13 protein-coding genes and 1 tRNA gene are annotated in these 14,574 nt (G+C 67.3%); 6 read left to right on the top strand and 8 right to left on the bottom strand.

Translation table 11 applies throughout. From position 1 onward, the window contains the following. Nucleotides 1–54: 54 nt before the first annotated feature. The 7 genes from H7J06_RS10660 to H7J06_RS10630 form a co-directional block, all read right to left on the bottom strand. The gene (locus H7J06_RS10660; RefSeq protein ID WP_264038742.1) at nt 55–1,131 is read right to left on the bottom strand and encodes a tyrosine-type recombinase/integrase; all 1,077 of its coding nucleotides are present in this window, start codon (nt 1,129–1,131) and stop codon (nt 55–57) included. A gap of 77 nt (nt 1,132–1,208) precedes the next feature. Beyond that, nucleotides 1,209–1,281 (bottom strand) — tRNA-Ala (locus H7J06_RS10655). A 54-nt stretch (nt 1,282–1,335) separates the two neighbouring features. Continuing rightward, nucleotides 1,336–2,601 (bottom strand): MFS transporter, encoded by a 1,266-nt coding sequence (locus H7J06_RS10650; protein ID WP_264038741.1) that lies wholly within the window; start codon nt 2,599–2,601, stop codon nt 1,336–1,338. Further along, nucleotides 2,598–4,232: a phosphoglucomutase (alpha-D-glucose-1,6-bisphosphate-dependent) gene (pgm, locus tag H7J06_RS10645; RefSeq protein ID WP_264038740.1), complete on the bottom strand. Its 1,635-nt coding sequence runs from the start codon at nt 4,230–4,232 to the stop codon at nt 2,598–2,600. Before pgm ends, H7J06_RS10650 begins: the two co-directional genes overlap by 4 nt. 68 nt (nt 4,233–4,300) lie before the next feature. After that, entirely contained in the window at nt 4,301–4,669 is a 369-nt protein-coding gene (gene crcB, locus H7J06_RS10640; RefSeq protein ID WP_264038738.1) for a fluoride efflux transporter CrcB, read from the bottom strand. After that, nucleotides 4,666–5,154, bottom strand: coding sequence for a fluoride efflux transporter CrcB (gene crcB / locus H7J06_RS10635; RefSeq protein WP_264038737.1), 489 nt, complete (start codon nt 5,152–5,154; stop codon nt 4,666–4,668). Before crcB (H7J06_RS10635) ends, crcB (H7J06_RS10640) begins: the two co-directional genes overlap by 4 nt. Before the next feature lie 18 nt (nt 5,155–5,172). Further along, entirely contained in the window at nt 5,173–5,595 is a 423-nt protein-coding gene (locus H7J06_RS10630) for a hypothetical protein (RefSeq protein ID WP_264038736.1), read from the bottom strand. 37 nt (nt 5,596–5,632) lie between these two features. On the opposite strand from H7J06_RS10630, the gene H7J06_RS10625 reads away from it, so the two are divergent. Together H7J06_RS10625 and H7J06_RS10620 are read left to right on the top strand one after the other, a co-directional pair. Further along, on the top strand, nt 5,633–6,286 hold the full coding sequence (locus H7J06_RS10625) for a hypothetical protein (protein WP_264038735.1): 654 nt from the start codon (nt 5,633–5,635) through the stop codon (nt 6,284–6,286). Between the two features lie 22 nt (nt 6,287–6,308). After that, the gene (locus H7J06_RS10620) at nt 6,309–6,797 is read left to right on the top strand and encodes a hypothetical protein (protein ID WP_264038734.1); all 489 of its coding nucleotides are present in this window, start codon (nt 6,309–6,311) and stop codon (nt 6,795–6,797) included. Between the two features lie 3 nt (nt 6,798–6,800). Here the strand turns inward: H7J06_RS10620 and treS are convergent, their stop codons facing one another. Continuing rightward, nucleotides 6,801–9,035, bottom strand: coding sequence for a maltose alpha-D-glucosyltransferase (gene treS, locus H7J06_RS10615; RefSeq protein ID WP_264038733.1), 2,235 nt, complete (start codon nt 9,033–9,035; stop codon nt 6,801–6,803). A 284-nt stretch (nt 9,036–9,319) separates the two neighbouring features. Between treS and H7J06_RS10610 the strand changes: the two genes are divergently transcribed. From H7J06_RS10610 to H7J06_RS10595, 4 genes are all read left to right on the top strand, one after another. Next, nucleotides 9,320–10,855 (top strand): APC family permease, encoded by a 1,536-nt coding sequence (locus tag H7J06_RS10610; protein ID WP_264038732.1) that lies wholly within the window; start codon nt 9,320–9,322, stop codon nt 10,853–10,855. A 62-nt stretch (nt 10,856–10,917) separates the two neighbouring features. Continuing rightward, nucleotides 10,918–12,399, top strand: a complete 1,482-nt coding sequence (locus H7J06_RS10605) for an aldehyde dehydrogenase family protein (RefSeq protein ID WP_264038730.1) — start codon at nt 10,918–10,920, stop codon at nt 12,397–12,399. Nucleotides 12,400–12,437: 38 nt separating this feature from the next. Next, complete coding sequence (locus H7J06_RS10600) at nt 12,438–13,325, top strand: dihydrodipicolinate synthase family protein (protein WP_264038729.1); 888 nt, start codon at nt 12,438–12,440, stop codon at nt 13,323–13,325. 141 nt (nt 13,326–13,466) lie between these two features. Then, nucleotides 13,467–14,573 carry a mandelate racemase/muconate lactonizing enzyme family protein gene (locus H7J06_RS10595; RefSeq protein ID WP_264038728.1) on the top strand — a complete coding sequence of 369 codons (1,107 nt, stop codon included), beginning with the start codon at nt 13,467–13,469 and terminating at the stop codon, nt 14,571–14,573. Nucleotide 14,574 lies beyond the last annotated feature (1 nt).

Here is a 14,574-nt window from a genome sequence, read left to right as displayed (position 1 = left end):
CACCTGCGTCACCACGACGACAAGCCGAAGCTTGCTGTCTCCACAGGCAATTGTTCACCCTAGCGCCGAACCAATCGCATCGGCCGCAGCCTGTGCGCTCCTACGATCGAGGTGCCCGTACACCCCAATCGTCGTCTGAATCGACTCGTGCCCTAGGTGCTGCTGAATCACCGGCAGCGGCACGCCGGCCTGGATCATCCAGGACGCGCACGTGTGCCGTAGATCGTGCACACGCGGCTCCTTCGTCAATCCAGCAGCCACGGCAGCCGCTCGACCGGGCTTCCAGCCGCCGTTGAAGAACTCCTGCGCGCGGACGGGATTTCCGGCGCCGTTCGTGAACAGGAAGCCTGGGGCGGTCAGGTCGATCACCTCGAGCGCCGAGGGTGGCAGGCTGATGGTGCGGATCGACTTCTTGGTCTTGGGCGGTCCGATCTCGGGCCGGTAGTCCCCGGAGTACTTCCACGCCTTGTTGATCCGGCACGTTTTGGCCTCGGCGTCGATGTCGGCCGCAGACAGGGCGGTGGCCTCGGAGAAGCGCATGCCGGTGGTGACCAGCCAGGTGGCGAGGTTCTTCCAGCGGTCGCGCTCGATGTGGTCCCGCAGCAGCTTGAACTCCGCCGGCGTGAGGAAGACCGTCTCCTCGACCCGGGTGTGCGGCAGGCGCCGGCCGGCGCATGGGTTGGTGGCCATCACCCCGGCGCGCACAGCACCGTTGAACGCACCGGAGAGGAACCCGTGCTTGTTAGCGATCGTCTTGCCGCTGCCGCCGAGCTGCTTGATCCAGCGGGCGATCGTAGTTTCGGTCACCGCGGAGATCGGGAGCGATCCGAACACCGGATTGACGTCACGCCGGACATAGGTGCGGTAGCGGTTGATCGTCGCCGGCTGGACGCCGGTCAGGTTGTCGATGTGGGAAGTGAGCCATTCAGTGACGGTCGGGACGTGCTTGCCGATCTCGTCGAGCTCGATCACCCGGAGCGCCTCGTCGGGACCATGGTCCTCCAGCAGCGTCTTGAACCGCTCCGCCGAGGGCAGGTTCTCGAAGGTCAGCGAGCGCTGACGGCCGTCGGCACGCCACAGCACGCGGTAGGTGTTTCCGCGGGTCGTCTTTTGGGCGTGGATGCTGGCCACAGTCACCAATGTTACGTGAACTGTTACGTCGATCCCTGCGTAACTTCCGAAAGCGCCTCTGAACAGCGATTTCTAAGTGGAGCTAAGGGGATTCGAACCCCTGACCCCCACACTGCCAGTGTGGTGCGCTACCAACTGCGCCATAGCCCCTCGTCGTGCTGGTCGACGGTACACCAATGAGTGCTGGAGGTTCAAAACAGCACGTCAGGGGACGTCGCCACCAGCGTCGGGGCCCAGCGGCCGGGCCTCGGTGTGCTCCGCATTGGTGCGCGGCCGGGTCTCCGGCGCGAAGACCCAGAACACCGCCGCGGTCAGCAGGATGGCGCCGCTGACGGCGAACGCCGACCCGTAGCCCAGGTACTGGGCGATCTGGCCCACCGCCAGGGAACCGAGGATGGCCCCGAAGTCCGACGTCATCTGGAACGTCGCCACGGCCGTGCCTCCGCGTGCCTTGCTGCCGACGATGTCGGCCACCGCTGCCTGCTGCGGGGAGATGAAGATGCCCGTCGCCGCCCCCGTCACGTACGCCGCGGCCAGGAACAGCGGCAGCGACGTCGTGAAGCCCACCAGCACGGTCGTCACCGCCGCCACCGGCAACCCGATCAGCAGCGGGATGCGTCGGCCCACCCGGTCGGAGAGGTAGCCACTCACGATCACCACCGACACGTTCCCGATCGCGAAGGTCGCCAGCGCGAGACCGGCGACGCCGGCACCGCGGTGCAGCACCTCCACGACGAACAGCGGGACCAGCGCCACCCGCAGCCCGAACGCCGACCAGCCGGTCGCGAAGTTCGACGCCAGGGCCGCCCGGTAGGCCGGGTTGCGCAGGGCGACACGGACGCTGAGCGCAGTCTCGGTCTGCTCGTCCGCCGCGGCCAGCGACGAGGTGCGCAGCACCACCAGGACGACGCCCGCCGCGATGAGCAGCGCGACGCCGTAGATGACGAACGGCATCGACAGCCCGAGCCCGACGGTGAGGCTGCCCAGCACGGGACCGCCGACCGAGCCCACCAGGAACGCCGAGGTGAACATGCCCGACACCCGGCCGCGGGCGTCGGCCGGGGAGATTCTGATCATCAACCCGAGCGAGGACACGGTGAACATCGCCGACCCCAGCCCGCCCAGCGACCGGAAGGCCAGCAGCTGCCAGTAGGTCTGGGCGAACGCGCACGCCCCGGTGGAGAGCGCGACGATCAACAGCCCGGAGACGTAGACCCGCCGCTCCCCCAGCCGCTGCACGAGCAGACCGGCGGGCGGCGCACCCACCAGCCGCATCAACGCGAACGCCGTGATGACGAACGTGGCCGCGCTGATGCTGACGCCGAAGTTGCGGGCGTACTGGGGCAGGACCGGGGCCACGACCCCGTACCCGAGGGCGACGATCGCGTTGCAGAAGATCAGCACCCAGACTTCGCTGGGCAGCTTCTCCTTTGGGGGAGCCGGACAGTCTGCCTCCGCGTCGGATCTCACCCTATGACTGTATTCACCACCTCGCGGGCCGCGTTCTGCACCTCGGCCAGATGCTCCGGGCCCTTGAACGACTCCGCATAGATCTTGTAGACGTCCTCGGTGCCCGACGGCCGCGCCGCGAACCACGCGTTCTCGGTGGTGACCTTGAGCCCGCCCAGCGGGGCGCCGTTGCCCGGCGCGGTCGTCAGCTTCGCGGTGATCTTCTCCCCCGCCAGCTCGGTCGCGCTCACCTGCTCCGGCGACAACTTGGCCAGCCGCGCCTTCTGCTCGCGGTTGGCGGGCGCGTCGACGCGGGCATAGGTCGGCGCCCCGTACTTCTCGGCGAGCTCGGCGTAGCGCTGCGACGGCGTGGCGCCGGTGACGGCGAGGATCTCCGAGGCCAGCAGCGCCAGGATGATGCCGTCCTTGTCGGTGGTCCACACCGACCCGTCGTTGCGCAGGAACGACGCACCCGCGCTCTCTTCGCCACCGAAACCGATTGTCCCGCTGATCAACCCGTCGACGAACCACTTGAATCCGACGGGCACCTCGACCAGCTTGCGGCCGAGACCGTTGACCACCCGGTCGATGATCGAGCTGCTCACCGCCGTCTTGCCCACGGCCGTGGAGCCGGGCCAGTTCGGTCGGTGCGAGTACAGGTAGTCGATGGCGACGGCCAGGTAGTGGTTGGGGTTCATCAGGCCGCCGTCGGGGGTGACGATGCCGTGCCGGTCGGAGTCGGTGTCGTTGCCGGTGGCGATCTGGTACTCGCCAATCTTGCCCAAGAGACTGGCCATCGCATTCGGTGAGCTGCAGTCCATCCGGATCTTGCCGTCGGTGTCGAGCGTCATGAACCGAAAGGTGGCGTCGACCAGTGGGTTGACCACGGTCAGATTCAACTTGTGCCGCTCGGCGATGGCCCCCCAGTAGTCGACGCTCGCACCGCCCAGCGGGTCGGCACCGATCCTGATCTCCTCCGCGCGGATGGCATGGACGTCGACGATGTTCGGCAGGTCGTCGATGTAGGCGTTGAGGTAGTCGTGCCGCTCGGCGATCTGCAGTGCCCGCGCGAGCGGGACCCGCTTCACGTCGGCGAGGCCGCCGCGCAGGATTTCGTTGGCGCGCTTGGCGATTACGCCCGTCGCATCGGTGTCGGCCGGTCCGCCGTTGGGCGGGTTGTACTTGAACCCGCCGTCGCGCGGCGGGTTGTGCGATGGGGTGACGACGATCCCGTCGGACAGGTCGCTGTCGCGACCGCGGTTGAACTGGAGGATGGCGTGGCTGACGGCCGGGGTCGGGGTGCACCGGTCGGCGCCGTCGATCATCGCCACGACGTCGTTGGCGGCCAGCACCTCCAGCGCGGACACCCAGGCCGGCTCGGACAGTGCGTGGGTGTCGCGGCCGATGAACAAGGGTCCGGTGGTGCCCTGCGACGCGCGGTACTCAACGATGGCCTGCGTGGTGGCCAGGATGTGCGCCTCGTTGAAGGCCGCGTCGAGGCTCGACCCGCGATGCCCCGACGTCCCGAACGCCACCTGCTGGTCGACGTTATCCGGGTCGGGCACCACCGAGTAGTAGGCGGTGACCACCTGGGCCACGTCGATGAGATCTTCGGGCAGCGCCGGTTGTCCGGCACGGGGGTTGGCAGCCATGAACGTGATTCTGCCCCGTCGGAGGGCCGCCCACGTCCGCGTCGCGAAGAATTCGCCTCAGCGATGCCCTACAGCGCCCACACCGCGGCCAGTCCCGCGGCACATCCGGCCACCGACAGCACCAGCGAGCCGAGCGCGTTGCCCAGGGCCAGACCGGCCCGCCGCTGCTGCACCAGCCGGACCGTTTCGAAGCTCGCGGTGCTGAAAGTCGTGTAACCACCGCAGAATCCGGTGCCGAACACCGTCTGCCACACGGCCGGCTGCCCATTGAAGAGCACCAGACCGGCGAGCACTCCCAGCAAGAGCGACCCGGTGACGTTGATGACCACCGTCGCCCACGGGAAGGCCGTCTTCCACCGGCGCTTCACCGCAGAGTCGAGCGTGAACCGCGCCACGGCTCCGGTGGCGCCGGCCAGCAGGGTGAGCACGACGATCACGAGTCGACCCGCCGACGGTGAACCGCCGAGGCGACCACGATGCCGAGCCACGCGGCCAGCACGCCGCCCACGACGCTGACGAGTCCGTAGGCAATCGCGGTACCCAGGTGACCGTTCCGGGTCAGCAGGACCGCCTCCAACGCGAAGGTGCTGTAGGTGGTGAAGGCGCCGCACACGCCGGTGCCCGCGAAGAGGCGGGCACGCAGCCGCCAGCCGGAGTCGTCGCCGAGCCGGGCCAGTGCCTCCAGCAGAGCTCCCAGGACGAAGGCCCCGACAAGGTTGATGCCGAAGGTCGCCCACGGCCACGCCGCCCCGTCGTGCGGCAGCAGCACCTCGCCGTAGTACCGCAGCGCGGTTCCGACGACGCCGCCCGCGAACACCCAGGCCAACGCCGACGGCCGCAAATGCAGGGGCCTGCTCGCGCGCGCCGCGACGTCGGGATCCGACGGCAGCTCCGCGTGCGAGTCGGGGTTGGCACGAGCCATTGGCGGGACTGTACCGGCTCAGTCGATCAGCAACACACCCGTCCACACCAGGGCGGCGACCTTCACGACTTCGAGTCCGACGTAGGCGAAATGGGCCGTCGACCGCCGCCCCTCGTCACCGTCGAGGACGGCGGAGGTGCGGCGCGACAGCAACGGCCGCACGACGATGGTCTGGGTGAGCAGCGCGCCCACCGCGCCGCACAGCGCGACGTTGAGCGCCGTCGGCGTCTCGTGGGTGAACAGTGCGGCCGCGATCACCACGGCGAACACGTACTCGAAGACGTTGAGTGCCCGGAATACCAAGCGGCCGATGCCAAGACCGATGCGCAACGTGACCCCGGGGGCGCGGAACTTCAGCGGCGCCTCCACGAACGAGATCGCCAAGACCATGCCGAGCCACGTGAACACCGCGGCGATCGCCCACCTGGTGCCCGTGTCCACGTCGGCAGCCTACGGCCGGGGGTGCAAGGGTGGAGGCGTGTCCGTCTACGCCGACGTCTCCGAATGGCAGGTGCCGGTCGACGACGGCTATCCGCACCGGGTGCTGTGCATCCGCTCCAACGACGGCGACCACCGCGACCTGAACTGGCACGTCAACCACGAGTGGTGTCGAAGACGTTGCGACGCCGGCGAATTGGAGTTCTTCATCGTCTACTTCGTCTGGCGGCCCAACTGGCGCGCCACCGTCGACGTGCTCAAGGACGTGGTCGGCGAGCCGTATCCGCGGATGGCCGTGATGATCGACGTGGAGAGTTGGGGCGGGCAGATCACCGGCGATCAGTCCGACGGCGTGAACCGGGCCTACTGGGCGGTCGCCGATTGGTTGGGCAGCCCACGACGGGTCATCGGATACGGCACCGTCGACGACCTGAACCGATTGTGGCGGGTGAAGCCCGACGGGATCCGCCTGGTCGTGGCCGCCTACGGCACGAACCCCGACTACCCAGGCAAGGTGGCCCACCAGTACACGAACGGCCAGGGCTACGGCACCGGCCTTGGGACCGAGACGCCGTTGCCCGACGGTGCGCCGCCCTTCGGCCACTGCGACATGAACTCCGCCGACGGCCTCACCGCTCGGCAGTTCGCCGCCGCGTGCGGCGTCCCCGCCACGAGTGAGGCCGGCATTACGTAATCTCGGCGCGGAGGAGGTCGACGTGATCGTTCGGTGCGGCTGCCTCGTCGCCGTCGCACTCGCGGCGGGGTGTAGCTCGACGGCCGCACCGCACGCGGCTCCCCCGTCGTCAGCGCCACCGGCGGCCACCACGACGACCTCGTCGGCGCCGGCCGCACGCACCGTGAACTGGTTCGACCTCACCCCCGGTGACTGCCTGGCCGACCCGCCGCCGGTCGACCCGACCGTGATCGCCGTCACCGTCGTCGACTGCACGTCGCCCCACCACGCCGAGGTCTACCTGCGGGCACCGCTGGCGGTGAACACCGCGATCACCGACATCGCCGGGCGCAAGTGCGACGAGGGGTTCACTGAGTACACCGGCGAACCGGTCGGCAGCGGCACCTTCGGCGTCACCTACCTCATCGACTCCAATCAGAACCGGACGTCGTCCAACCCCGATCCGAGCACCGTGATCTGCCTGCTCGAAGCCGTGGACGGCAGCGTCCTGACGGTGCCCGCCCGACGCTGACCGCTACCTCGCGTCCGACTCCGGCTCTTCGGGGACCGCCTCGACGAGCAGCGACATGCCGTGGTGCCGGGGCATTTCGACGGCGAAGCTGTGCAGGTCGTCGACCGTCCCCACCGTCTTGCCGGTGAACATGTCCATCACGTGGCTCCCCGGCGGCAGGTGCTCGGAGCGCACGGTGCCCGCGATGTCCTCGTTGGCGAAGTTGAGGATGGTCAGTTGGTGCTGGGTGGGGTCCTCGAGCTGGTGCACCAGCACCAACATCCCCTTCTGCGACACCTCGGGGATGTCGACCTGCACGCTGGTGGCGATGCCGTAGTGCGAGCGCACTTTCAGGATGGCCTGCAACTGACGCAGGAAACTCGTGTCATCGTCGAGCTGCTCGGGAATGGACCCGTAGAGACTGCGGCCGCGGGGCATTCCCGCCATCGACCGGGTGGCCCGCTCGTTGACGCCCATCAAGTCGTGCCCGGCGCGGTGAATCCATCGCGTGTCACCACCGCGCATCAACTCGGCCACCTCGCTGGACGGCAAGGTCAACATGCCGCACATGTCCCAGCCCGACAGCGCGAACACTCCCGGCTGCAGCGCGTTGAACATGGCCAACAACAGGTGGGCCCGCCGGATCGGGTCGATGTCGTCGATGTCGTCGAGATCGGTGACGCCAAGCGCCGCGGCGACGACGGTCGCGGTGGTCGACGCGATGCCGTTGGTGGTGAACACCAGGTTGTACGGCGCCTTGGGTCCGGTCAGCTGGTTGATCATGTCCTGACGGACCGATTCGCCGAGCTGCTCGCCGGTGATCTCCTCGCCCTTGTAGGTGTAGACGTCGTCGCGGTGCCCGGTGGACCAGTGCACCAGCTCGTAGGTCAGCTCGTCGTGGTTCTGCAGCGCGTGGATCAGCGACGCCGGGTCGACGCCGAGCTCGATCGACGTGCGCAGCGTAAGCCGCAGGAACTCGGTGTCCCCGGTGGCCAGCGCGTGCTGGTAGGCGGGGCGGTTGATGAAGTCATACGACAGATCGGCCCCGGCCTCGCCGACCTCGCGGATGTCGTCGATCGTCAGGTTCAGCTCTTGGAAGGTGAACCCGCCGACCTTGCGCACCATGCTGGCGATCAGATGGTTGGCCGCCTCGGACAGCGGATGACCCTCCGACCAGGCCGGGCTACCTTCGGCGGCGCTCTTCTCCACCCCGAGGAATCCGTTCGCGTCGAGCCGCAAGGCTCCCGAACCGAGGTCGGTCAGCGAGTGCAGGGCGTCGCCCATCACCATCCGCATGCCCGCGAACGTCGGGTCCAGCCAGTTGATCGACGGCTGCCCGTCCTTGAAGTAGTGCAGGTACACCCAGCGACGCTCGACGCCGTCGACCCCGACGACGGGGCGCGTGACGCTCCAGTTGGTCTCCTTGACGCCCTCGGCGTAGAAGATCACCCGCTGCAGCCGGCCGATGATGTATCCGGCCTTGTCCAGCCACTCCTCGGTCGCGGCGTCGATGTTGACCGAGTCGACCCCGTCGGGGGTGTCCGGCAGCTCGTGCCAGTCCCTTGGGTCGATCTCCACCATGTGGTAGATCCCCGGGTAGTCGGCGTAGTGCATCTCGGCGAGCCGGAAGTCGGCGCCCTTGCCGGTGTGACCGGGCACTACGTCGTCGATGATGGTGCCGCCGTACCAGTTGGCGGTCGCGCACATCTTGCGGAACTCGTCCTCGGTGCCGAACGCCGGGTCGATCTGTGTGCTGATCCGGTCGAAGTGACCGTCGACGCTCGGGGTGTACTCCCACCCCGAGATGCCGCCCGCGCGCTTCACCGGACCGGTGTGGACGCCGTCGATGCCGATCTCGGCGAAGGCCTTCCACATCTCCTCGTCGGCCATCGCCGTCAGGAACGACTCGTCGGGCCGGGTGATCAGCGACAGCGGATAGGCGGTAAACCACACCGACGCCGCGCTGACCGCGCTGCGCGGGTTGGGGTTGGCGAACGGGTTCTGCCACATGGAGCCCTGGCCGGAGAACTGCTGACTGATCTCATTGGCGTCGGACAGCATCGATTCCGAGAGCAGCCACTTCACATAGGCCGGGTTGTCCGCCGTCGCCTCGCCGTCGCGTGCCACCGAGTGACGCGCGAAGGGTGCCTTGACCCGCGGTCGAAAGCGCAGCGTGCGGGGCCGGGCGGGGTGGAGATGTTCGTCGTAGGTGATCTCGGTGGGTTCGCGCGTCGGATCGTCACTCGCCGTGTCCGTCATCTACTTCTACTTCCTCACCACTCGATTACCTACCTGGTCCCGTGACGCACACGCGCGGTCCGCCTGCCGCGCCGTATAGCCGTTGGCCGAATCTTGAAACTTGGGCCTCCACCTATGGGAGTGCCCCCCAATGTAGGCGGACGGTGGTCTGACGGCTTCCCCCGATTGACAAACCCGCCCGGTGAGTAGAATATTACCCATTACCGACTACCCATAAGCTGAGACCGGTTAGGTGCGACACAGTGCCGAGCACTCCACCATCCACGTCTGAGGAAGGCGAACCCGTGGTCCTTAACGATTCCGAGTACTTGCAGAAGTACGGCTACAAACAACAGTTGGACCGCAAACTGGGGTCGTTCTCGACCTTCGCCGCCGGGTTCAGCTACATCTCGATCCTCACGGGCGCATTCCAGCTCTTCTACGTGGCGTTCGGCTTTGCAGGACCGGCATTCTTCTGGACCTGGCCGGTGGTCGTGGTCGGTCAGCTCGCCGTCGGCCTGTGCTTCGCCGAGCTGTCGGCGCACCACCCCCTTGCCGGATCGGTGTACGCGTGGAGCAAGCAACTGGCGGGCAAGCTGGTGTCGTTCATGGCCGGCTGGCTGATGTTCATTGCCTGCACCGTCACGGTCGCCGGCGTCGCATTGGCCATGCAGGTGGTGCTGCCCGCCATCTCACCGGTGTTCCAGATCGTCGGAGACGGCACCGGCACCTACGACTTCGCAGGCAACGCCGTGGTCCTCGGCTCGATCTTGGTGATCATGACGACCATCATCAACGTCGTTGGCGTGCGGTTGATCTCAATCATCAACAACATCGGCGTCGGGGTCGAACTGATCGCCTCGGTGGGGCTGATCGTGCTGCTGGCCCTGCACATCAAGCGCGGTCCCGGGATCATCTTCGACACCGCGGGCCACACCTCGGGCGGCTCGAGTGCCATCTTCGGCGCCCTGTTGGCGTCCAGCCTGCTGGCCACCTACATCCTGTGGGGCTTCGACACCGCGGGCTCGGTCGCCGAGGAAACCATCGACCCACGGCGCCGCTCGCCGCGGGCGATCATTCAGGCGCTGCTCGCTGCGGGCATCACCGGTGGCTTCATCATGCTGTTCGCGATGATGGCCGTCGGCGACATCAACGCCGAGGAATTGTCGCTGTCCGGCTTGCCCTACGTCATCACCAGCGTGCTCGGCGACACCCTCGGCACGATCTTCTTGGCCGCCGCCGCCATCAGCATCTTCGTCTGCTGCCTAACCGTGCAAACCGGCACCGTTCGCATCGCGTTCGCCCTGGCGCGCGACAAGGCACTGCCCAAGTCCGAGCAGCTCGCCAAGGTCTCCGACCGCACCCGCACCCCCGTGCTGCCGACCATCATCGTCGGCATCGTCGCCGTGGTGATCCTTCTGGTCAACGTGCGCCAGCCGCAGATCTTCACCGTCATCACCAGCGTCGTGGTCGTGCTCGCCTACCTGGCATACCTCCTGGTGACCATCCCAATGCTGTTGCGCCGCTTCAACGGTACGTGGCCGCTGCCGGTGAACGGTGGGGAGAAGTACTTCAGCCTCGGGCGTTGGGGCGTGCCGGTGAACCTGGTCGCCATCGCGATGGGCCTGTTCGCCGTCGTCAACATGGTGTGGCCGCGCCAGGAGATCTACAACCCCATCGCACCCTTCCACTGGTACCTGCAGTGGGGCGGCGTGATCGCGGTCGTACTCGTCATCCTGGCCGGCCTCGGCATCTACGCGGCGCGCAATCGCGCTGACGACACCGCCGACGTCGCCGCGGCACCTGCGGCCCAGCCCGTCAGGCCGGAGCCGGTGTCGTGAGCGCCACGGGGGTACCCACCCTGAATCCACCGGCCGATCCCCACCTCGAGGAGTTCCTCCACGTGACTGCCCCATCCCCCGTTCTGCCCGCCACCGTCTCCACCCGCGCCTACGTCGACGGTGCACACGTCGACGCCGGCGACGGAGCGACGTTCGACAACGTGAACCCGGCCACCGGCACCGTGCTCAACAAGGTCGCCGCGTGCTCGGAGTCCGACGTCGACGCAGCTGTGGCGGCGGCGCGCCGTGCCTTCGACGCCGGCACCTGGAGCCGAATCTCCCCCGCCGAGCGCAAGGCGGTGCTGCTGCGGTTTGCCGACCTGATCGAGGAGAACGCCGCCGAGCTCGCCCTGATCGACGCCATCGACGCGGGCAAGCCAATCAGCGACTGCGAAGACCTCGACATCCCCGACGTCGTGCTGACCATCCGCTGGTATGCCGAGGCCATTGACAAGGTCTTCGGCAAGGTGTCTCCCACCGGGGCCGACAACGTGGGCCTCGTCGTCCGCGAACCCGCAGGCGTCGTCGGCATCGTGGTGCCGTGGAACTTCCCGTCGAACACCCTGTCGTGGAAGATCGGTCCGGCGTTGGCAGCGGGCAACTCGGTGGTCGTCAAGCCTGCCGAGCTCTCACCCCTGAGTGCGCTTCGCTACGCCGAATTGGCCACGCAGGCAGGCGTTCCCGACGGAGTCTTCAACGTGGTGCCTGGCCTCGGCCACATCGCGGGAAAGGCGCTCGGGCTGCACGCGGACGTCGACGTCATCAGCTTTACCGGGTCCACCGAGGTCGGCCGGATGTTCCTGAGGTACGCCGCCGACAGTAATCTCAAGCAGGTCGCCCTCGAGATGGGCGGCAAGAGCCCGCAAATCGTCTTCGGCGACATGGCCGACGAACTCGACTCGGTCGCGGAAGACCTTGCTGGAGCGGCCTTCTGGAACGGTGGGCAGAACTGCTCGGCAGGTAGCAGGGTTCTGGTGCATCGGTCGATCAAGGATGCGTTCGTCGCCAAGCTCGCCGCCTTGGCCGCTGGCCGCAAGGTCGGCGACCCCATGGACCGCGCCACCGAGATCGGTCCATTGATAGAGGCCGGCGCACGTGACCGCGTGCTGCGCTATCTGGAGACCGCCAGGGCCGACGGCGCAACGGTTCACGGCGGCGGCGCGATCCTCACCGACACCGGCGGCTACTTCGTTGCTCCCGCCGTGGTCGACGACGTCACGCCGGCCTCCGCGGTGGCACGTGAGGAGATCTTCGGACCCGTCGTCGCCGTCCTCGGCTTCGACACCGAGGCGGAAGCAATCGCCATGGCCAACGACACCGAATACGGGCTGGCTGCCAACGTCTGGACACACGACATCACCACCGCACTGCGCGTGGCCAAAGCCGTCCGCGCCGGCACGGTGGCCGTCAACGGCTTCAGCGAGGGCGACATCTCCACCCCGTTCGGAGGCTTTGGCATCTCCGGCTTTGGCGGCCATGACAAGGGCCTCGAAGCCTTCGACCAGTACACCGAACTGAAGACCATCTGGATCAGCCTCCGCTGACATCCGGCCGCACCCACTCACCGAAAGTAGAAGAAGACATGACCACCACCCCATGGCGCGGAATCGTCGTCGCCGCCACCCTGCCCCTGGCGGCCGACCTGACCGTCGACTACGACCGGTTCCAGGAGCACGTCCGTTACTTGGCCGACAACGGCGCTCACGGCGTCACACCCAACGGCTCCCTCGGCGAGTACCAGGTGCTCACCGCCGAGGAGCGCGCCCGCGTCGTCGAGCTCGCGGTGGAGGCAGCACCAAAGGGCTTCTCCGTGATCCCCGGCGTCGGGGCCTACGGATCTGCGGAATCGGTGCGGTGGACAGAACAGGCGCAGCAGGCCGGCGCCGACGGCGTGCTGGCACTGCCACCGAACTCCTACCGCGCGAACGACGACGAGGTCGTGGACCACTACCAGGCACTCGACCAGGTGGGCCTGCCCATCGTGGCGTACAACAACCCGTTCGACACCAGGGTCGACCTGACGCCCGAGCTGCTGTCCAGACTTGCCGAGATCGAGAACGTCGTGGCCGTCAAGGAGTTCTCCGGTGACGTCCGACGCATCACCCAAATTCAACGCCAGGCACCTGGTCTCGATGTGCTTTCGGGTGCGGACGACAACGTACTCGAGGCGACGTTGATGGGCGCGGTCGGCTGGATCGGCGGCTTCTCCAACTCGATGCCGAAGGCGTGCGCGAGGATCTACGAGCTTGGCACCACGGGTCAGGTCGCCGAGGCTCGCGAGCTGTATGCGCTGCTGCAGCCCGCCTTCCTGTGGGACACCAAGCACACCTTCGTACAAGCCATCAAGTTGTCCCAGGAGGTCGCGGGCGGTTACGGCGGCCCCACTCGCCCACCGCGCAGGCCACTGAGCGACGAGGACCGGGCCCAGGTCATCAAGGACGTCGAGCTGGCACTCACGGCCGCCTTCTGAGCGACCCCATTCGACGCCGGGCGGTCGTGGATGTCGGAAACCCTTGTCACGCAGAGAGATCCGACCACTGCGACCGCCCGAACCTATATTGCCCGGCCGAATTCCCCCGCGTATGGTTAGCCGAGAAAGGACGACCGCCTCGTGAAGATCACCGGTATCGACGTCTACCGTTACGACGTGGGCTACGCCCACGGCGTCTACGTGATGTCCGGAGACCGGGCCGCGGCCACCGAGGACGGCACACTGGTGCGCGTCCGCACTGACGAGGGCCTCGACGGCTGGGGCGAGATCACCACCCTCGGCGCGACGTATCTGCCCACCTTTCCTGCTGGCATTAGGGCCGCGCTCAACGAATTGGCTCAGGCTCTTCTCGGCGCGGATCCGACGAACCTGAACCAGATCCGGCTGACCATGGACTCGGTGCTGATGGGCCAGACGTTCGCCAAGAGCGCCGTCGACATCGCCTGCTGGGACCTGCTCGGCAAGTCAGTCGGGCTGCCCATCTCAGCGTTGCTCGGCGGCGTGCTCAACGACAGCTTTCCGCTGTACGAGGCGGTGCCACTCGGCGCCCCGGCTGCGATGGCCCGCTTCATCGCCGAGCGACGCGCCTTGGGCGTCAACCGCTTTCAACTCAAGGTCGGCAACAAGCCGCACGACGACGTCGCGCGGGTCCGCGCGTGCGTGGAGGCCGGCGACGCCGACACCGTCATCGTCGCCGACGCCAATGGCGGTTGGAACGTTGCAGACGCACAGATCGCGCTACGAGGCATGGAGGGACTCCCCGTCTTCATCGAGCAACCATGCCGCACCACCGGAGATTCGATTCTGGCCCACCGCCATTCGACGCTCCCCCTCGTCATGGATGAGACGATCGTCGACTCGACGGATGTGTTTCGCGCCAAGCAGGAGGCACACGCCGCATCGATCAACATCAAGTTTGGCAAGCTCGGCGGCCTGACCAACGCAGCGCGGATGCGCGACCTCACCCAGGAGCTGAACCTGCTCGTCTCGGTCGAGGACATGTGGGGTGGCGACGTCATCACCGCCGCCACCAGCCATCTCGCGGCAAGCACTCGTCCGGACGTCCTGTTGATGACGCCATTCTTCAACGACTGGACCGACGGCCACGTGGCGGGTCACCATCCCCGCTCCGTCGACGGCCGGGGCTCGGCGCCTACCGGGCCCGGCCTCGGCATAACCATCGACGTAGACCGGCTCGGCGAGCCACTCTTCGTCGTCGAATCTTGAG

It is taken from the genome of Mycolicibacterium hodleri, from assembly GCF_025822245.1.
GTDB lineage: Bacteria > Actinomycetota > Actinomycetes > Mycobacteriales > Mycobacteriaceae > Mycobacterium > Mycobacterium hodleri.
The sequence above is the reverse complement of the archived record's forward strand: the minus strand, read 5'-3'. Positions and strand labels throughout refer to the sequence as shown.